The following is a 21,293-nucleotide window of genomic DNA, read 5'->3' as shown; positions in this document are numbered from 1 at the left end:
AGTTCCAGGTGGACAAAAAGTTCAAAAGATTACTATTATCCCTCGTGGACAAGCTGGTGGTTACAACTTAATGACTCCAGAAAAAGAATCATACTACAATAAAAAATCAGACTTACTAGCACAAATCGCCTCATTCATGGGTGGACGTGCAGCTGAAAAAATTATGTATGGTGAAGATGCAATTACAAATGGTGCATCTAACGATATTGAAAAAGCTACAAGAATTGCAAGAATGATGGTTACTCAATGAGGTATGTCAGATCTTGGACCAATTCAATATGAAGCAAACAATGGTTCTCCATTCTTAGGTAGAGATTACATGAAAAACAAAGACTTCTCAGATGCTGTTGGACATGAAATCGATCAAGAAGTTAGAAGAATTATTGCTGAAGCTCAAAAAATTGCTGAAAAAACAATTAATGAAAACATGGATCTTCTAAAAGCAATCGCAAGTGCGCTTCTAGAAAAAGAAACAATCGTTGCCGAAGAAATTGAATACATTGTTGAACATGGAAAACTTCCAATTAAAGAAACAAAAGTTGAAAAGAAAAAATCTTCTAAAAAAGCTCCTTCACTTAAAGAGTTAATCGCAGAGGTTAAACCTTCAAAAGAAACAAAAGCTAAAAAAGCTGAAGTTAAAGAAGTTGAGACTAAAGAAGTAAAAGTTGAAGAAAAGCCAGCTGCTAAAAAGCCGGCTGCTAAGAAACCAACTACTAAAAAAACTACAACTAAAAAAGTTGAAGAAAAAGAAGGTAAATAATATTTCTTAAAAATACAGCCAAGTGTTGTATTTTTTTTATAGCAAATAATTATTTTAAAAAGTTTTATAATTTAAACATGATACACATATACTATGGATTCGGTAGAGGGAAAACATCTACTTTAAATGGAACAGCATTAAGAGGATTGTCAGCAGGAAAAGAAGTTGAATACTTTAGGTTTCTAAAAGGAAGGCCAACAGGAGAAGATCAACAATTAGAAAAGTTAGGTATTAAAGTTAGATACTTTCATCATACGGATAAGTTTGTGATGTGAATGAGCCCAGAAGAGAAGCAAGAAACAAGACGTAAGGTATTGGAAGGTTTGAATGCTATTTCAGCCTCTAAGGCCGATTTAATCCTTATTGATGAAGGTATTGACCTTATAGAGACGGGTCTTGCAACAGAAGATGAATTAATATTAGCATTACAAAATCCTTATAGGAATAATGCTGACATACTAATATCAGGTCATTATGTATTAAAAGATCTATTTAACCTTGCTGGATTAATAACTCACTTTGAAGCAGAAAAACATTATTACGATGAAGGGGTTAAGGCAAAAGAAGGTATTGAGTTTTAATTAATGGGTTCACCCATTTTTTTAATATAAAAAAAGCGATTAATACGCTTTTTTATCTTTATTAATTTTTAAACCTGTTTTTAACATCTTTTGTTCTTTTAGTTGTTGAACATAAGTATTGATTACATCGTAATTGAATATACCTTCTTTATGTTTAATGTTTCTTAAAACATCTTTAATTGTTTTGTCAATCTTATTAATTAATTCTTGCGGGTAATTCATTTTAATTTTATGTCTTTCGTATTCTTCCTTATCGACAACTCTTGTCTTTTTGTTGGGATACATTTTAACATCTAAATCATAATCAATATATTTGATTGTTCCATCTTCAAAGAAGAAAGGACTAGAAAGGTTTGTATAGAAGTATGAACCTGATTCTCTTAAAAGTACATTTGTATTAAAGAAATCATCTTGTGAGAAGAATCATAACATTGGCTCACGAATGATTCAACGTTGACCATTATCTTCAGCTACTTTAGTTTTAAAAGCAAATAACACGGTTACAAATGGAGAAGCTTCAATAACCTTCAAACCATTTCATTGTCTGTATAATGTACCATCGTGTTTGAATGCTTGTACATCAACTATTTCACCTAATAAAGGTATGTTTTTCATAATTTCTCCTATTCAAATTCTAGTATAGTCTAATAACTAGTTTTTTACGTCCCTCATCAATATCCGTTAGATAACGAAGCCTTGGGAAGATATCCCCTTCATTCCACGTTTGTCTAAATGTAGAAACGGGAAGTACCCTATTTATAACATCTTCTTCAGTGGCATCGTTATATTTTTTCAAAATAGCTGCCGTTGAAAGCATTTCATCAGGTGTGGCATTTCCATCTGTATTCTCATCCACTCATCATCTGAATTCTGAACCTGAATAGAACCTTCCTCTTGATTCTAAATATTTATTAGTTGAGAAAGGTAATCAATCTCCACCGTTATTTTTAAATGGATGAGAATCAACTTTATCCTGTGCAAATAAAGAATCTTTTCTATCAAAGTTTCAAAGTTTTTTACGTTCTGCTTCAGTTCCAAATTTCATAAGATCTAAATCAATATCACCTTGACTTGGATTTCCTCCAGTAACATCACCATAGAAAACACCTTTAACATCTTTTGGTGTTCAACCGGTAATTTTGAATTTATGTTGATTTAGTTCACCATCGTTGTAATTTGCAAATTTAGAACCTGTTTCTTTATCTACTGTTGCATGAGTTAAATTCAATCCATAAATATTACTTATCATTTTATGGTAACCCATTGCGTTACGGAAATTATTATAAACATTTCTTGTGACAACTTGATTCCTAAATACAGAATCTTTATAGAAAGGATCTAACTCAAACTTAGCTTTTTTTCAAGGGTCATCACTCACATACACTTGATACATTGAACGAGCATCGGAAATGAATGAGTCGAAGTTAACTGTCTGCTTATTCCCATTCTCTCTAATCATGTGATCAAAGAAATCACGTTTATCAGGAAGGTCATACACATGCATTAGTTGACTTAATTGCCTTGTTACTATTTCATCTAGTGAATATCTATATTTAATATATCAATCATCATTTGGCCCTCATGCAACTGAACCAACTTTACCAAAACTACGATGATTCTTGATTCTACCGATAACTCCAGGGATACCGAACACTTGTCTTCCTTCGTTATATTTAACGCTTCTATCAGAGTTTGCATTTCAAAATAAATCATGTAAATTAACTTTTCGAGCAATTGATTCCACGCGTCCATTACCCTTACCTGTTTCACCTTCTCTTATTCCACCTTTTCCATAAAGGAAAGTTGTATCATCGTATTTAAGGTCTCTATAAAATTTTTCTGTGAACTCAGAGTTTCAATTAGTTAATTCTCTTGTTCCATCTTCTTTTTCAACAGTTGGTACATTTCCGTTATCACCATTTCAAGAGTGAGTTGAATATGATGTAGTTAAATACATGTTGGCGATATGATGTCCGTACTCATGAGTTATGGTTGACATTATTCCGTCTATCTTTTTCTTATTACTTAAGTTCTTGTGATTCTTTCATCCAGCAATATTTAAAAACATTTCCTTTGTTAGTGGGAAATATAAACCATTACTTGATTCCCCGATCATATTCACATTTCCGAACACCATATTATCTAATGTTGAAATTTCTTGTCCGTGATAAAGCTTCTTTCAAATAGCTTCCCTTAATTCTTTTAAGCCATCATCATCAAGTCAGTAATCACCATTTTGATAAGGGTAAACTTTAATTTGGAAATCTCAGCTTTTATTGGCTTTTGATTTATCAGCATTAAGTGCTCCAGAATTAAATCAAATAGTTTTAGGTTCTCCGAGTTCTACATAACCCTCGAATACCTTTTCTTCTTTTTGGACGGCCTTATAAATGAAGTATCCACCAAACCCTACAGAAGAACCCACCAAAGCTCCAACTATGGTATATGCAAGAAGGCTAAGTTTAGGTTTTTTCATTACATGCCTCCTTATTTCTTCTTAAATTATATCATTTAAAGATTATTATACATTGAAATAGCATAGCATAATGGGAATATAACATAGTGTTTATATGGTTATTTGCCCCTTATAGTGTAAAATATCTTTTATGAGATTAAGAAACAACCCAAACGCACAAGTAGAACTTGATGCTTCAAAATATACAGTAAAAGAATACCCGTTTAAAGTAAACAAAAATGTAATCATCGAATTAGGAATGGGAAAAGGAGAAATGATTACTCAGTTAGCGGCACAAAACCCAGATAAATACTATGTTGGTATTGAAAAATTTGCAACAGTTGCTCATAAAGCTATGAAAAGAGCAGAGAAACTAGAATTAGATAACTTTTCAATCATCGATAAAGATATCAAAGATTTACCAGAATTAATTGAAGGTACAGTAGAAACAATATGATTAACATTCTCAGATCCTTGACCAAAAGCAAGACATGAGAAAAGAAGATTAACTTATAAATCATTCTTAGATCACTATAAGAATATTCTTTCTGAAGATGGAGTAATTAATATGAAAACTGATAATGATAAATTATTCCTTTATTCATTAGAATCAATGCAAGAATATGGAATGGAAATATTAGCAGTAACAAGAGACTTCCATAATTCAAAATGAGTTGAAGGTAATGTTATGACAGGTTATGAAAAGAAATGATCTGAATCAGGTAAAAATATTAACTTTTTAAGAGCAAGGTTTAAATAACCCTTGTTTTTTTATTTTGTTAAAAATTACATTATGTTAAAATATAAGAATGATTTTAGGAAATGTATCAAGCTTTTGAAATAAGCCAAAATTAATCAAACTACAGCGTCCAGCTTCTTTACTGGAACTGTTCTTTGATATTGTCGTTGTAGCTCTTATAGGTGGTATTGGCCACAAATTAATTAGTGAATTCCAACACAATGAATATACATGGCACTCAATTTCATTTGTTGTATTACAAACACTTTCAGTTTTATTAATATGACGTACTATAACAATGTACAGTATTAAATTTGAAGTTCATGATTTAAGGCATAGACTTGTAATTATTTCTTGTATGTTGCCGATGTCATTAATGGCAACTGCGGGGTATGTTCACAATTCTCATAACGATGCTTATACAATTTACTTGAATACTATTTCTTATGCAATGTTAATGGTTGTTGTTGCTTATATATTATTATCAGCTGCAAGATTTAATAAAGAGGATAAATTCTTTTATTGACACTTAATGATTAAAGGTCTAGCAAGAGTTGTTGCATTTGTATTAATAATTATAAAAATAATAGTTCCAATAATTTCCGAAGGACCAAATTCATTGGGTGATCCAAAATGAAAAGAATTCTTTGTTGCAATGTGAGCTTCTGAATTTATTATTCAAATGATTGCGGATATGTATTCATTTACAAAGAAATATATGTGTCACTTCCCAACTATAAGTCGACATTTACTTAAAGAAAGATATTCAATACTCTATATAGCTTTCCTTGGTGAAATGCTAATACAAGTTATTTCTTCATTTGCTGGTGAAAAATCTCATAGTGCGAATTCATTCATTTTTCTACTTGGGTCAATATTCCAAATATTCTTAATGTTTTGATTGTATTTTGATTTATTAAATTACAACCACTTGAAGAAATCATATAAATCAATGTGAATATATACATTTGTAATGTTGCTTCACTTCTTCTCTATGTTATTTATTTCAGCTGGATTATCATTAATTATCCAAAAACATGCAAGACCAGCTATATTGCTTCTGGCTATCGGTAATGCAATCCACTGAACAACTTCAAAACTCGTTTTATACTCATTTAAGAGCTTTAATAGAGATACAAGATACTTGAGACCTAAATGATTCCACAGTGTGTTAATTGGATTATTTATCATTGGTATCGTTACATCTTCAGTATTAGCTTATACTTATACATCACCACATATTCTTATATGGACTGTTATTGGATTACAAATAACCACGATTGTATTACTGGTTGTCACACTCAAGATTTCAATTAAGAAATATAAAGATATGACCTTAGAAGAATTCGATAAGATAGTTCCAACTATAAAACAAGATTGATAAACAACTGATTAAAGGTTGTTTTTTTCTTTATAATTCATATACTATGAAATACATATCAACAACATTACAAGAAACCAAAGAAATTGCTTATAAATTAGTTGAAGAACTAAAAAACAAAAACACTAAGTTTATTTTATTTAACGGACAAATGGGTGCTGGTAAAACAACCCTAATTAAATTTATAGCTGAAGCGCTAGGAGAAACAAGCGTTGTTACATCTCCAACATTCAATATTATGAAAGTGTATGATAAGTTTGTGCATATTGATGCTTATAAAATATCTGGAACTTTAGAAGAGTATGAAGATTATTTCGAAGATAAACTTGTATTCATTGAATGATCTAAAAATCTTGATGAAGAATTTGAAGATTCATTAATGATTGAAGCATCTATGAATGAAAAAAATGAACATATATATGATATTAAATAATAAAAAATACCGCATATGGGTATTTTTTATTAAAACATATTTTTTCAAATATTTTTATTATAATCACTATATTCTCATTTTTCCTTTTTATAAATATCATCAGTTACTCTAATTTTATCTTTTAAATGAGAGTGGTTTTTTTTGTCGTATTCTGGATGTCATTGGCCAGGTTTGACGGGGTATAAAGTTATTGTTCTATTAGTTGTTTGATTTAATGGATTTTCTCTATAAGATGAGAAGTCAGTTCCATTTTTATCAATAATATTATAGTTAAAGGAGTTATCGTATTCTTGTAAAGCATTTTTAATTATTGCGGGGACGTCGTAATTTGAAAGTAATGTTTTCTTATTGAAGAGTAAAGGTTGTGTTTTTTCTTTGTTATTCTTAAATGGTTTGATCATTAATGTTGGATTCATTCTAGAAAGGTGAACACCAGTACTTTCTGCCATATCATCGAATAATCATTTATTTTCCATCCAACCATCTTTATTCAAATTAATCATTTCTTTTGAATTATTATTTGTTAAACCGTCTTTTTGTCTTGCTGACCCGTGATCTGAAACAAAAATGACCATAGTATTATCCCATACTCGTTTATTCATCGATCTTACTTTTTCAGCAAAATCCCCAACATAATTAATGGCGCCAATTGTTGCTTCGTCTGAAGTTGCGTTATCATCAGGCTCATTTGTATTTGGGTTAATAGCTGCAAAGTTTGAATGTGTAGCTTCATTACCTAAAAATTTAAACATTGGTTTCTCAGTTTTTTCAATCGCTAAATTTTCTTTAATTTCCATAGATGCCTTAAGGTGTTCTTCTACCCAAGAATATTTTTTATTATTCTTATAATGTTTATTTAAAGCTTTGGGGTAAGTGACTGTTAAGTCTTTTTGTTCCGGGTATCAACGTTTTACATCCTCGGGGTGAGCAGCCGCTTCATTAATTTCTTTAGTTGCGTATTGCATCGAATGTCATTGCTGAGAATAACCTGCTTTTGACATCATATTCATCATCCTAGAGTGAGCAGCATGTATTGATTCTCAATTTGTTTTTTCTTTAAAAGTTCCGGTGTCCTGATTTTTTAATGTAAAATCTCACCCACCTAAAATTGCTGGTATCCCGAAATTAGTATATTGATTTGTGATTGTGTTTTTATATATGGTAAAATCATTTAATTTAGTTTGGATATCCTTTCGTTTCTTTAACATTTCGTATGCAGTATCTCCAGTTACTTCATCATTAAAAAATATAATAATATTTTTATGATTTTCTGATAATGTAGAAATCCTTTGAAAACTATCGAGTTTTTTATAAACTTCTTTTTTAACATCGGTTGTTTTATCGTTCGATCTTTTAGTTGCATTATTTCCACACGAAACAACACTTAAAATTGGTATTGTTGAAATTGCTAAAATCCCAACACCTATTTTTATTTTTTTATTCATTTTATACTCCCTTTTTATTCATTAACTTATTCAAATTATAAATCAACTTATAAAATACAATTTAAAATAGTTGTTCCAAATGATAAATAAGGAAAAGCACCTAATAAAAGAACTCTTAATATTGGGTTTGAATGTATAATACCTTTATGAAGATAATAATAGATACGTCAAATAAAGATTTATATGTTGCTCTTATTGAAAATGGTAAAACATTAAGATATAAATTACATGAAAATTTAGTTAAGAAAGCTGATGCACTTCCCGGAACTTTTTTGGAAGTTATGGGAGATATCAAAGCGAAAGAGATTACTGACTTTTATATCACTTTAGGACCTGGTTCATTTACAGGTGCAAGAACAGGTTTGGTGTTTGCAAGATCAATCTGTCAAATGACAAAAGCTAATTTGCATACAACAAGTTCGATCCAACTTATCGCAGGACCAAATGGAGAAAAAGAAGTTTTTATAGATGCGAGAAGTAAGAAGTCTTACTATGCAAAAGTTAAAAACGGTCAATTACAAGAATCTATAACATTAGTTCCTTTTCAGGACTCAACAATACAAGCATTCGATAACTTAATTAAAAATCCTGAGGAATACCTTTCACTTTTTAATCTTGAGGAAGATATTTTCAATGTTCACCCATATTACATAAAAGACGCCAAAATAGGTGGAAACTAGCCCTAAAAGGGTTATTTTTATACACTTTTAGCCTTTATGTGTTAAAGTTAATTAAAGTTAGTTGGATTTAAAAATACGTGATTGAAAGAAATACTTTATACCTTAATAAATTAATTAGAAGATTACAAATGAATAAAATCATTTAAAGACTACGAATAAAAGAAAGCGGGACAGATGAGAATATATTTAAAAGAAATTATTTTAAATAAGAAGTTTACGAAGAAAATTAAGCCAGAGATGAAAGAATTAATTGAAAAATTTAATGCTAATCCTACTGGTAATGCTATGTTAGCATCCAACATTGGATTGGTAGCTAAAAAAAGCGGAGATAATGAAGAATTAAACGAAGGTGTTAATAATGTTGTGATTACATTTAAAATTAACAAGAAATTCCTTACTTTAATTGGTAATTTAATTTACTCTCCAGAAACTAAAACTGGAACGCTGTTAGCATTTATTGGTCACATTAATGAGATGGAATCTTTTGATGGGATTGAAGTTGAAATTAATAGAGAAGAAGCAACTGCTGAACAATATTCATTTAACATTAAGCAAATTATGGATCAATCTGATAAGATCAATGCTGATTTGTCAGATCACAACATCGTAAAAGCACTTAGTGTTTATTCGGAAATATTATCTAGAGAAGAAGAAGCAACTTCTATGGATATACCAACTGATAAGATTAGGCTTATTAATGGTTATTTAGTTGATAACTCAATTTCAAAAGAAAGAGATAAAAGAAAATTAAGTTTCATCAGACACTTAGGTAGAAGAAGATATGTTGAACAAAAAGACGTTAAACATGTTGATAGGCAATATCTTTCACATGAAATAACAATCATGCATATTGAAGTTACTGGTGTTAAAAACGTCGGGGTAACAATTAAAGATGTAATTAAATCAAAAGGCCAATTACCTATGAGTGATAGAAAGAAATTTATCGCTACAGGTGATTACTCTGGTGTTTCGCCACTGGATTATTCAATTGCGGAATCAATCACAAGAAGACCATCATTTAAAATAATGATTGATGGTAAACATACTTCACTAAACAAATCTCATTTACACATTATTAACGTTGCAAGTACAATCAAAAATAGAACAATTTTAAAGGTTGTTACTGATATTGAAAATGATACTGTAAGTAATAATGAAGTTTTCCAATATTTATTTAATAAAGGAAGTTGAAATGCAATTAAACCTTTACCAAAATGAATCCCTGATTTTAAAGCTAAGCAATTCGCTAAATCAACTAATTTAAATGAATCACAAAGAAAAGCATTCAAGATATGTTCAGATAATACACCTGTTGCATTTGTTCAAGGTCCTCCAGGTACTGGTAAGACACACTTAATTGAAAAGTTAGTGGACTTTTATGCTTCTAATAAGAAAAAGGTTCTAATAGCCTCTCAAACTAACGTAGCAGTAGAAAACGTACTTGACAAACTACATAAAGACAAAGAATTCCCTTATTTACCTATAAAAATCGAATATAGAAATAAAAGTTTATATTCAGAAGAACAAATTGGTGAACAAATTGGTAAGAAAATTGAAAATATTACAGGTTGAAATCTTGAAGGTATGGAAATTCCAAATATTAAAGAAATTCATGCACCTAGAGATTTCAGAGTTGTAGGGAGTACAACTACTTCTTCAGCCATCGAAAACAAAAGATGAAAAGAATGATTGAAACAATTAGACGTTCTAATCATCGATGAAATTTCTAAGTCAAATGTTCCTGAAATAATAAGATTTACAACTATGGCTAAGAAAGTTATCTTTATTGGTGATCAGAAACAACTGGATCCAATGTCAGAAATAAATTGAAGTACTTTTGATAAAGACTTTAAAAAGGATAATGAAGATATTATTTCTAAATATATAAGTCTTTCAATATTTGAAAATAAATATGAAGATATGAGAAAAAGAAAAAGAGCGGTAATGCTTAATATTAACTATCGTTCAGTGGAACCAATTGCTAGACAATATGCAATGTTCTACAACAATAAACTTGAAATCGGCAGACAAACAGAAACTGTTATTAAATATAAAGGTGAACCAGCTTTCAAACCATTTACATTTATCTCAGCTTCAGGATCTAAAGAAGAATTTACAGGTCCTTCAAACTCAAGATTTAATATACGTGAAATTGATATCATCAATGATACACTTGAAAAATTATTGAGCACATTAGATGATCCTAAGAAATATTCAGTTGCAGTTATAACAACATATGGCGCACAAACTGAACAAATTCAAAAGAGTATAAACACACATATGATGAGAGAATATTTCCAATCATTTAAAGTTAATACTGTTGATGCATTCCAAGGTGATCAAGCTGATATTGTTATTCTTTCAACTGTTGTTGCGGATAACTCTGGAAGTAAAGGGTTCATTAGTGACTTCAGACGTCTAAATGTTTCTATCTCTAGAGCAAGAGACTTATTAATTGTTATCGGTAGTGAGAACAAACTATCTTCAATTATGTACGAAGTTCCGGAATGTGAACCAAGAGCTTATCTAGCGGAAATGATTGAGTATGCAAAAGAAAACGACTCATTTATTAAACCGGAGGTAAACCATGATTAAATATCTATATAAAACAAAAAGAATGCAAACAACATTCAACTATACATATGAAATTGGTTCATCACTAGATCCACTTACAAGAAATGTTCTTGATTTAATCATCAACAAACCAACTATTCAATTAAAAACATTGTTAGAAGAAGTCGGACTTATTGGGGATTTGGCTACATTTGTGGAAAGAAGATTCAGTTCAGTTATGAAAGGCTTTAATAGAAATACAACATTTAATTCTTATAAAAATAAAGAGTTTTTAAAAAGAGTTTTTGAAGAAGAAGCTATGATTGAACTTGAAGATCAAAAATTTGTTATGGATGTGTATGAAGATCTTGGGGTGATTAGGGTTAATGGTGATTTAATCACTATGCCTGACAACTTAAGGAGATTTGTTTCTCAACACTTGCAAACCAATGTTGGTGTTAAAGGGTTGAAAAATGTTTCCGAAGGTTATCCAGAAGGTAAAGTCGAATTCATTAATGTTGGTATTGACTTTAAATTTAATGGTCAAATAGAAATTGACGGAGTGATGATTGAAGTTAAACACGAAGCTTACAATCAAATTGCTAGACAACTTAAAAAGACTGCGTTCAATGCTAAAGAATTCGATGAACCTCAAGTTAATGATGAAACAATTGATTGTAAAGTCTTGACAAAAGAAGCTTTGAAACAAATATTTGAAGAAGAAGTACTTTACAATGGTTGAAAAGAAGGTGCTAAAGATGGAGTCATCACAATTTCAACTAAAGACAAACACTTTAAATCAACACACTTGCTAGTATGAAATAAAACGCCTTTATTTTATGAAAAAGTATGACAAGAAAAAGAGATTATTACTAATGAATACAAAGATAGAATTCTAGAAGCCGCATTCTTGAATAATAAACTTGTCGATTCATTAACAAATAGTTTGGTTCTTGATTTAATAAATAAATACGCAGGTAAAAATATTAATATGATTAATAATATCGTTAATAGAAGACCATTGGTATTTGAAGATATTGAAATTGCAAAAGCTATATTTGCACTTGATGATAAAAAGTCATTTAACTTCACAGTTGGAGAAGAAAATATAATTAGAATATTACAAAATCTTCCGGCTGAGATCAAGAAGATGTTTATGAGTTCTTTAAATAAGAATGTTATCACTTCAATTGAAGATCAATGAATCATTAAATTCATTATTGAAAATCACTTGAGCAAATCTTTATTACCTAAACAAATTAAGAAGTATGAATCTTGATCAAAAAGACAAGACGATATGCTTGATAAGTACTTTGAAATTATTAGGAAAATTACCGAAACAGGTATCAATAACGAAAAGCTCGAACTACTTTCTTCTAAAGAATTGAATAAATTGAAAATTAATAAGCAATTTAAAAAATGAATTAATAGAAATATTGAGAACCCTAAGGGTGAAGCGTTCAAAAGGATTATTCAACCACCTGCAATTACTAAAGCTAAGGAATGTTTGGTTATTGCCAACAAGTGAGTTAAATTTATTGATGAAATATCTTAATATTCCCATGATAACTTCGAAAGAAGTTGGGGACAATTTTAAAAAAACAGTTCAACACTGTTTTTTTAAAATAAATATAATTAATCTTATAGGCCTTAAATCGCATAAATAAAATCATCTAAAACTTTTAATTTTTCATATATTCGCCTAATTAATAAAGGTGTTAATTTGAAGACTTTTAAACGCTCTATAACTTTATTATCTAGTGTTTATTTAAGGAAAAGTATTAGAAATAAAGGGGTGAGAATCTTGCACATCCTCCATGAAGAAACTTGACACAATATTTAATCATCAATAACTAAGTTATTTTTTTGCTCAAATAAATGTTATGATCAACATTATTACTTTGCATATTGACGTTAAAGCGCTTCACTTTTCAAAAAGTAAAAGCAATGGCATATATTTCCTAAATGTTCCATTTTTAAATTATTTTATCGTATGTGCAGTCAAAAAGATGTCGATTCTTTATCTTCGAAAATAAGTTTCAATATTATTGGTTGAATACAAAATAACAAACATCGACTACACTTGAAAATACTGAGCATAAAACAACTCTTTTTTTTATTAAGATGTTAAAATATATTTATGAATCAAATTAAGAATAAATTATCAATCATCATTTCTGTATATAATATTTCTCGGTGAATTGGGGAGTGTATAGAGTCAGTGAAGCCACTTGCTGATAAGGAAGGTATTGAAATAATAATTGTGAATGATGGAAGCACTGATAATTCAGTGGAAATTATCAAGGAAAATATTGAGGGGACGAGAATCAAACTTTTAAATAAAACAAATGGAGGTTTATCTGATGCACGTAATTTTGGTGCTGCTAAGTCCTCTGGTGATTTTATTTGATTTGTAGATGGAGACGATTTTATTAAGCCGGAAAAGATAGATTTACTTTTGGATAACCTTAAAAAAGACAGGGATATTATTCATTTTAAATTTGAAAAAATTGATGATAGAACAAAGGAAATTTCTAAAAATACAGGTTGAATAAATAAGAATAATATAGATGAAAAAGAAGATAGGGATTTTTTTAAGAAAAACGGTATGGAAACTACCCCATGAACAAAAATATTTAATCGAAGAATATTCCAAAAAAATTCATGACCTTCAATTGTTCATGAGGATGAATTCTTTTTATCTAAATTATTCATGGATGATAATTTAAATATTTATTTTGTAAATGATTTTTTCTATAGATATAGAATTAATCGTGAAGGTTCAATCATTGCCCAAACAACAAATACAAAAAAACAACAACAATATATAAACAATGTCTTTGATTTTTTTGAAGGTTTAAATTATGATGATCCATATTTTATTGCTGGAATTTATATAATAAGTACTAAATTACATCTTTTAACAAAAGTTCAATATAAAAAATTCAAATCTTGAATTGGACTTGTGATTAATTCTGAGCAATTCAAAAATTATTTTAATAAAAATAAAGTTTTTAAAATAGCGAGATTGTTTTTAAAATTAAAATTATTTTGAGTATTTAAGCAAATGCTAAAACTTAAAAAATAAATAAAAAATAATGCACTTAAAAGGGTGTATTTTTTATTGGATATATAATATTTCTGAAAAAACTATTTTTGGGTTGTTTAAGGGGATGTGTGATAATGAAATGCGAGGCAAACACCTTTAAGTGGGTTATTTTTTAATTATGCATCTTTTAAATAAAAGTTAACAAACACAAAGAACGTGACTCAAATCTATTGTCATGATCGTTCTTGCAATAAAATTTATCTTATCTACGTTTATATTCCTTTAAATCAATTTAAATGTTCTTATAAACTCGCATTTTTTTCATAATGATTTGCTTTATATTTTGTTATTTTTTTTGATTCTGGGATAAATCATAATTGGTTATTTATAATAAATAATTGTTATAATCTTTTTATGTCTAATTCCAATATAAAAAAAAGCCACATTATGAAAGAGGAGTATAAAAAAAGGAACAAAACTTTAGTTATCGGTGTTCTTGCTAATGTTTCAACATCTATAATAGGTTTTATATTTTTAAAATTCTTTATTACTCATGTCGGTACTGAAATTAATGGTCAAAAAGAACTGATATTATCGATACTTTCATATTTTTCACTTGTTGACGGAGGGATAATTGTAGGGGTAATTTCCCGTTTGTATATCCCTATAAAAAATGAAGATTGAAAAGAAGTCACCAAAATAGTTAATTCTCTTGAAAAATTATTAAGAAAAGCTGGGATAATTTATTTTGTTATTGGTTTAATTGCGGCCGTTGCTTTTGCAACGATTCAAGAAAAGTCACTCGATATCAAAACATTATTTCTATTCCTTTTATTTTTTATACATGTAATACCAACAACAATAAATTATCTTTTTTTTGCAAAATATCAATGCTTAATTGAAGCTGATAACAAAAAATATATAATTACTTTTTGAACTGTTGCCTTTAAGGTACTTATATATGCGCTAGGGATTTTAGCCTTACACTTTATGCCCATAGTTACAACCACGGAAACTATTACTATTGCCGGAGAGAAAGTTCAATCTAAGGTGACTACAATAAATCCCAATAGTTTTTATATTATATTGTTGGTATTTATAGTAAATATGGCATCTGTGATGGCGAATATAATTATTTATATAAAAGAAAGTGATTATTATAAAAAGCATTTGATAAAAGGATTTAATGAAAGAACTAAATTAAATTCTTTAGTTATTTATACATTGGTATTCAAAATATCTTCAATGATTGTTTTTAGTACGGATACTATAACCCTTTCCATTATGTCGAAAGACGTTTCAAAGGCCACATTAATGATTACTATTTATGCTTTATATAATACACTTTCTTCCGTCATTAGATCTATATACGCCACAATTTTTTATAGTTCTTCTGGTTTGATAGGGAGGAATATAAATAAAAAAGATATAAATAAAATCATGGCTAAAATATATCGAAATTCCTTGTTATGCTCAGTAAGTATATTATTGATTATAGTAACCGTTGTCCCAATTGTGATAGATATGTTCTTCCCTGGTAGTAATTATTTTTTCCCAAAAATAGCAATTCTTTTTGGGGTTATTAACTTATTTTATATTTGTACCACCCCTTCTGAAATGTTGATCAGATCAAATGCTCATTTCAAACAAACATGGTGAATAGTATTTGTCGAAGCAATAATCAATATTTCGCTATCAATGTTATTAATCTATTTTATAGGTATATACGGAGTATTAATAGGGACAATACTATCAATGATGTTTAAATTCTTTGCAATGGAAATATATAATAAAAAGATTTGATCATTACATTTTACAAAAATGATTAATATCAAAATATTTTTTAGGATAAGCTTCACAATAATTTTAATTGTGTTGGCATACTTATGGATGATTTTTGAATATAAACGTGGTTTTAGCACTGACATATGAAATTCTTGATTTAACCCTGTTCAATTAGGGATATTAGGTATAGCATCACTCTTGTTTATGGAACCAATAATCTCATTTGTATTTCCTAATGCTATAAACAAAATAAAAAACAAAAATAAAAAACAAAATAAAAATAATGAAAAATAATAAAACATTGTGTCACTCACAATGTTTTATTATTGGGCATAAGTTGATGTATTTTTAGGGAATTAAATTTGCGAGACTATAATGAGATGAAGCGCGTTGCAAGATTACGGCATCTATCAAACTATTGTTTATAACTAAAATAAAGCTAAATAAGTTTAATTTTAGAAGTGTGGATTATTGCAGTTTATCCATCCATGGAGAGATAATTATTTAAAATTAATTTATGATTTCGAGCAAATTTGCCAGTATATAGATACATATTACTTAATAAACATGTTAACACCTAAAATAAATCATTGCCTCCTCTCACTATAACAATGTAAGTTTTATAGTCTTCAATGAAGTGAAAAATATAGTGTGAACAAGGTTACTACAAAGTTGAACAAAATAGCAGTAGGTGCATAAACAACAAAGGTTCAAGTTTATTTTTTAGACTATTTTATAATTTGTATAACATTCTTTTCATTTGTATTTTTAATATGAGAAGCTTTTTTAAGAAATGCACTTCAGTCTTCCTGATATAAAAAAACAAATTCTAAGTAGAATTTGTTTTATGATTTAAGACTCCTCGTCTATATTTTTTTATTTTTTTCGTAAATATTCATCGTTTCATCTTCTTTGTTTAAGTGGTAGTACTTCTTAAAGAAAGTACTCTTTTTGATCATTGATATATATGTTTTATTTGAAATGAATAATTTATTAGCATCCAGCACATACTCTGTAAATAATTTTTCATTATCAAGGACTCTATCAAGTGAATAATATCAATAATACGCTTGTTGTTTTCTACCACTGCTGATAACTCATTGTGCATTATCGTACATATTGCCATAAAAGAATCATTCTCTACCCACAACTTTCAACCCATGTTTATTAGGCACAAACAAAGGATCAATTATTGAATTTACATTTTTGAGATTGAATGTCGCTAAGTCGGAATAAATTTTGTCATTAGAATTAGTATTATTTTCTATAAAACTTATCTGCTTATTGGACATAAATTCGTAGTTTGTACTGATGTTTGGATTAAAATTAAACATATCTTTTTTATGATCTAATTTAAATGCTGTTGGAACAAAAATAATAGGTATCAACGCAACAATTGAAAGGTTGATGATTTGAGTAATTTTATTGCTATTAAATTTCGTGTTAAACTTATCGAAAAATGGTATTAATGATAAAAATAAAATCATTGGAGAACTTCAAATTATAGGTGTTGATATTCTAGCTGAAACATAGCTCGGTATTTTTTTAAAATTAAAATTAAAATATAATTCATATAAAGTAGCACTAATCATTAATGAAATGAATAAAGGTATCAAAATATTTTTATTTTCACCAGGGTGACAAATTAGGAGTAGACCAGAAATAAATAAGATAATAACAAAGAATACAAAGACATTTTTATTATCACTATGAATTATAGCTGTCATTATAGGGACTGAACTTACCTTGATAAAGAAAAACAGAAAACCTAATACAAATATAAGCATAATTGCAAAAAAGGAGATTTTAAATCATTTATTGCTAGAATACTTAATGCTTTTAATTTTATCTAACGGGATATTGCGAACTTCCAACTCAGGTATGAATCTTCAAGTTAAAATAATTGCAGGTGAGAAAAATAAAATTAATTTTAAATATTCAGATTGATTTAAAAACACTATTAAACCTATGGATAAAAAGATGGTTATTGTTGATGCAAACAATAAACTATCCCTTAAATTTCATTTTTCTTTAATTAAAAATAAAACAATTGCAATTGGAGACAGAAGTAGTATTGAAGTTGAAAAAGAAAGTAATGCAATCATGGAAGTGAGACAAACTTTAATATCATCAAAGAAAACAATGAATATAAAAATCATTAGTGTCATAACTGTTCAATTTACCGAAGAAGAACCTTGGTTCATAGTGAACGATGCAATTATTGGCATTAAAATTAAAATGGAGAATTTCGGAAAAAAGTTTTTAAAAGCTATTTTTTCATATATTTTCATTATGATCAATGAATATATATAAATGTGGAGCAATTCACTGAAAATATTGGCAAACTGTCCTTTGTTGTGGAACATAGCTAAAAATCAAAAAAACGTTTGAGAACTATAACTTCTTTGACTTTTTATGTAATTAAAATTATTGGAAGAAATATCGTTTGCAAATTTTATTTGGAATAACGAGTCTGAAGTTTGGTGTTTAAATCAAATTCTAATAATAAACATAATACTTATTGTTAGGATTGTTAAAAGTAATTTATGAAAAATATCTTTTGAATTATTTTGCTTATTTTTTGTTCTGAATATAACTAAACCAATATTTATCAAACCTATTATAGATATAGAGATCCAGATAATAATTTCTAAATAAATAAAAGGGATGTGGAACAACGTTAGTAAATTAATGATAATAAAAAAGTAAGCAATTATAGACATAACTCAAAGAAAATGTTTTTCTTTTGAAATGGCGAAAGGTGATATTAATATAAATAAACAAAACATAAATAAAATGATTGTTAACATTTTCCCTCTTTCTTTCTCAAAAAATAAATCGAGAATTCAATTGCACTAATTTTAGTAATGGTGTTTTAATTAAACACTAATTCTAAAAACATAATAAAGAATTATTTCGGCAATAGCTTGCGGTGATTATTAACACAATTATAATATATATTTGCTATTCAATAACACATATAATAAAAAATGGAATAATGTTATCAATAAGATAAAACTTGAAAAGTTTTGAAATATCTTAAAATATTGAGCTTTAACTCATAAGACCAACTAATGCATTTTTTTAAAAGCGGAATACTCTTAAATCTTTTCTAGAAAATCAGCGAAATAATTGGTGCATTATTGATGTGCCTCCATGTTTATAAGTTTTTAATAATAAAATGAAATATCTTTTATAATATAAAAAAGTGAACAGAAATATAAGAACCTCCATATTGTACAAAGAAGGGATTAATTTTTATAATGCATCACTTAAATAGGAGGTTATGATGAAAGTATTATTTATAAATAGCAAACACTTAAATGCTCCAGGAGGTGCAGAAAGGTTTGCGAAAGTGACTATGGACGTCCTTGGGGATGAGCATGAATATTCTGAGATATTTGAAATAGATGATTTAAAAGTAAAGAAAAATAAGGATATAACTTCTATATTGATTAAAAATAAGAGGAATGATTTTTTGAATAGGGTGGATATAATTTTTAGTTCTCTTTTCACTTCTTCAAAAAAGAGGAAGATAAATAGAAAAATAAATGAGTACAATCCAGATGTGATAATTGTTAATAATGGGATAACTTCGGGATGTTCCTATATTTCAAAAAAGAATTTGAAAAAAAGAAAGGTTTTTATAATCCAACACACTGATATCAATGTAACTGTTGGGGTAGGTTCTTTTATAAAGAAAACTTTGTTTAAATTAGTGACTTTAAAAAGCAAATATGTCAATTGAGTTGCATTTTCAAATAAAAGTTTATCAGAATCCGAGAAACACTTTAAATTCAAGCAAGGGCACTCACTGCCTTTATTCTCTAAAAAAAACCATGCTAAAAAAACGAGACCAACGGATGTTATATTCGTGGGGAGGCTATCGCAAGAGAAGAATATACCACTTTTAAATGAGGTTTTTTCAAAAATTCCCGAATTAAAAAAAGTTATAATCGGGCGAGGGGAACAAGCTAAATATATTGATTTAAAAATGGAAAATTTAAAATATTATGATTTTCTAGAAAACGAAAAGACTGTTAATGAAATAAGCAAAAGTAAGATGTTATTTTCTTGTTCTGATTTTGAAGGTTTTTCTTATGTGGCTGTGGAAGCTATAAATAACGGTGTACCAATAATGATTAAAGATAATTTCTTAGAAGCTGAAACACTTTCCGGTAAGGGAAAAAGGGGTTTTTGCTATAAAGGTAATGATCCGATTGAAATTTCAAATCTTATAAAATCTAACATAAATTTCTTTAAAGAAAAAGAGTATGTAGAACATATAAAAAGATTTGAAGAGTTCTCAAGCCAAAAGTGTAAAGAAAAAATAAAAAAAATATTCACCACTTAAGGGTGAATATTATTTTGTTTTTCCAACTAAATTAGTTTTAATTAATGTTTTTGTATTACCGCAATATCTCCCGTCATATTTGGCGGTTTTAATACTTTTGTTTCAAGTATCTCCATAAATCTCTAAAATATAATCCAACTCATTTTTAGGGAGTCTAACTTCAAAACCATACTTAATACTATTTCCTGGATCAACAATAGGTATTTTTCTCATATAGATACCATCATCAAAAAAATGTAAAGTTTCTTCATAACCATCATTCAAATCAGCTATGAAGAATTCTACAGGTGCTTCTCCCTTGAACATATACTTATCAATAACAACTTTGTCATCAACGGTATATTCATGTCAAGGTGTTAAACTCAATTTGTCTATAATTTTTTTGAAGGATTCACTTTCATAGAATTCTCTAGAAATTATAAAATCTAAATCTTGCATTTTACACTCTTTATCTCTATATAATCTTAAAACAGTTCCAAAACCCAAATATGCATAATGACCACTCATTAGTTTGTTTGTAATGTTTAAAATTTCATTTCTATGCTTATCTGAGGCTTTGTCATATTTTCTACCTTTTAAAAACCTTCAACCTCAAAACTTTATTTTTGTTACTATTTTTTTCATATGATTATTATATAATAATAAAATAAAATGCAACATATTAAAGGAAAATACTTATGCTTGTTTAGAGGTGTGGATGTTTAATATGTTAAGTACACACTACTTCATTATTAAATAATAATATTATAGTGATAACGCATTTTTATTGGGTTTTTTATGAGAAATTAATGTCTTTAATTTTGGTCATTATTTATCAAAACACTCAAATAAGTTAAGCGTATCCGGAGGTTAATTATTGATTTGTTGTAAGTTTAATTTAAAACTTCTAAATACAAAATTTCTTTTGTAAAGTGTGAAAAATTATTATTTTCTTAAATTGTCTCCCATGTTTTAGGGTGAAATTCTACGTATTGATATGAAAGATGCAAAATGAGTATTCTTCATATTTCAAAAAATGAATTAACGAGATAACAATAAAATAAATATGCATAAACGGGAAGTTGCCTACTTTTATTTT

16 protein-coding genes and 1 pseudogene are annotated in these 21,293 nt (G+C 28.2%); 12 read left to right on the top strand and 5 right to left on the bottom strand.

Annotated features, from left to right (window positions below):
- Positions 1 to 760 (top strand): annotated as a pseudogene (locus C4B25_RS00805) (ATP-dependent zinc metalloprotease FtsH); the annotation flags it as partial.
- Between the two features lie 77 nt (positions 761 to 837).
- On the top strand, positions 838 to 1,341 hold the full coding sequence (locus tag C4B25_RS00800) for a cob(I)yrinic acid a,c-diamide adenosyltransferase (protein WP_131613169.1): 504 nt from the start codon (positions 838 to 840) through the stop codon (positions 1,339 to 1,341).
- Positions 1,342 to 1,380: 39 nt separating this feature from the next.
- On the opposite strand, the gene C4B25_RS00795 is transcribed toward C4B25_RS00800, so the two are convergent.
- Positions 1,381 to 1,956: a DUF402 domain-containing protein gene (locus C4B25_RS00795; protein ID WP_131613168.1), complete on the bottom strand. Its 576-nt coding sequence runs from the start codon at positions 1,954 to 1,956 to the stop codon at positions 1,381 to 1,383.
- Positions 1,957 to 1,975: 19 nt separating this feature from the next.
- Positions 1,976 to 3,817: an MYPU_1760 family metalloprotease gene (locus C4B25_RS00790; protein WP_131613167.1), complete on the bottom strand. Its 1,842-nt coding sequence runs from the start codon at positions 3,815 to 3,817 to the stop codon at positions 1,976 to 1,978.
- Between the two features lie 130 nt (positions 3,818 to 3,947).
- On the opposite strand from C4B25_RS00790, the gene trmB reads away from it, so the two are divergent.
- The 3 genes from trmB to tsaE are packed head-to-tail and all read left to right on the top strand — an operon-like array spanning position 3,948 to position 6,349.
- Positions 3,948 to 4,556 (top strand): tRNA (guanosine(46)-N7)-methyltransferase TrmB, encoded by a 609-nt coding sequence (gene trmB / locus C4B25_RS00785; protein ID WP_131613166.1) that lies wholly within the window; start codon positions 3,948 to 3,950, stop codon positions 4,554 to 4,556.
- A gap of 49 nt (positions 4,557 to 4,605) precedes the next feature.
- On the top strand, positions 4,606 to 5,919 hold the full coding sequence (locus C4B25_RS00780; RefSeq protein WP_131613165.1) for a low temperature requirement protein A: 1,314 nt from the start codon (positions 4,606 to 4,608) through the stop codon (positions 5,917 to 5,919).
- Positions 5,920 to 5,962: 43 nt separating this feature from the next.
- Positions 5,963 to 6,349 carry a tRNA (adenosine(37)-N6)-threonylcarbamoyltransferase complex ATPase subunit type 1 TsaE gene (gene tsaE, locus C4B25_RS00775; protein ID WP_131613164.1) on the top strand — a complete coding sequence of 129 codons (387 nt, stop codon included), beginning with the start codon at positions 5,963 to 5,965 and terminating at the stop codon, positions 6,347 to 6,349.
- Positions 6,350 to 6,378: 29 nt separating this feature from the next.
- Here tsaE and C4B25_RS00770 read toward each other — a convergent pair whose 3' ends face one another.
- Entirely contained in the window at positions 6,379 to 7,794 is a 1,416-nt protein-coding gene (locus C4B25_RS00770; RefSeq protein ID WP_131613163.1) for a sulfatase-like hydrolase/transferase, read from the bottom strand.
- Positions 7,795 to 7,940: 146 nt separating this feature from the next.
- Here C4B25_RS00770 and tsaB point away from each other — a divergent pair, with 146 nt between their 5' ends.
- From tsaB to C4B25_RS00745, 5 genes are all read left to right on the top strand, one after another.
- Positions 7,941 to 8,474 carry a tRNA (adenosine(37)-N6)-threonylcarbamoyltransferase complex dimerization subunit type 1 TsaB gene (gene tsaB / locus C4B25_RS00765; RefSeq protein WP_168380652.1) on the top strand — a complete coding sequence of 178 codons (534 nt, stop codon included), beginning with the start codon at positions 7,941 to 7,943 and terminating at the stop codon, positions 8,472 to 8,474.
- A gap of 174 nt (positions 8,475 to 8,648) precedes the next feature.
- Entirely contained in the window at positions 8,649 to 11,069 is a 2,421-nt protein-coding gene (locus tag C4B25_RS00760) for a DEAD/DEAH box helicase (RefSeq protein ID WP_131613161.1), read from the top strand.
- Positions 11,062 to 12,582, top strand: a complete 1,521-nt coding sequence (locus C4B25_RS00755; protein ID WP_131613160.1) for a hypothetical protein — start codon at positions 11,062 to 11,064, stop codon at positions 12,580 to 12,582. Before C4B25_RS00760 ends, C4B25_RS00755 begins: the two co-directional genes overlap by 8 nt.
- A gap of 585 nt (positions 12,583 to 13,167) precedes the next feature.
- Entirely contained in the window at positions 13,168 to 14,115 is a 948-nt protein-coding gene (locus tag C4B25_RS00750; protein WP_131613159.1) for a glycosyltransferase family 2 protein, read from the top strand.
- A gap of 375 nt (positions 14,116 to 14,490) precedes the next feature.
- Entirely contained in the window at positions 14,491 to 16,155 is a 1,665-nt protein-coding gene (locus tag C4B25_RS00745) for a polysaccharide biosynthesis protein (protein WP_131613158.1), read from the top strand.
- Positions 16,156 to 16,727: 572 nt separating this feature from the next.
- On the opposite strand, the gene C4B25_RS00740 is transcribed toward C4B25_RS00745, so the two are convergent.
- Entirely contained in the window at positions 16,728 to 17,588 is an 861-nt protein-coding gene (locus tag C4B25_RS00740; protein WP_131613157.1) for a hypothetical protein, read from the bottom strand.
- Between the two features lie 91 nt (positions 17,589 to 17,679).
- Here C4B25_RS00740 and C4B25_RS00735 point away from each other — a divergent pair, with 91 nt between their 5' ends.
- Together C4B25_RS00735 and C4B25_RS00730 are read left to right on the top strand one after the other, a co-directional pair.
- Positions 17,680 to 18,174: a hypothetical protein gene (locus C4B25_RS00735; RefSeq protein ID WP_131613156.1), complete on the top strand. Its 495-nt coding sequence runs from the start codon at positions 17,680 to 17,682 to the stop codon at positions 18,172 to 18,174.
- Positions 18,175 to 19,147: 973 nt separating this feature from the next.
- Positions 19,148 to 20,215 (top strand): glycosyltransferase family 4 protein, encoded by a 1,068-nt coding sequence (locus tag C4B25_RS00730; RefSeq protein ID WP_131613155.1) that lies wholly within the window; start codon positions 19,148 to 19,150, stop codon positions 20,213 to 20,215.
- A gap of 9 nt (positions 20,216 to 20,224) precedes the next feature.
- Here C4B25_RS00730 and C4B25_RS00725 read toward each other — a convergent pair whose 3' ends face one another.
- On the bottom strand, positions 20,225 to 20,839 hold the full coding sequence (locus C4B25_RS00725) for a hypothetical protein (protein ID WP_131613154.1): 615 nt from the start codon (positions 20,837 to 20,839) through the stop codon (positions 20,225 to 20,227).
- Between the last annotated feature and the right edge of the window lie 454 nt (positions 20,840 to 21,293).

This window comes from Mycoplasma todarodis (assembly GCF_004335995.1).
GTDB classification, from domain to species: domain Bacteria; phylum Bacillota_I; class Bacilli_A; order Mycoplasmatales; family Metamycoplasmataceae; genus Mycoplasma_K; species Mycoplasma_K todarodis.
The sequence above is the reverse complement of the archived record's forward strand: the minus strand, read 5'-3'. Positions and strand labels throughout refer to the sequence as shown.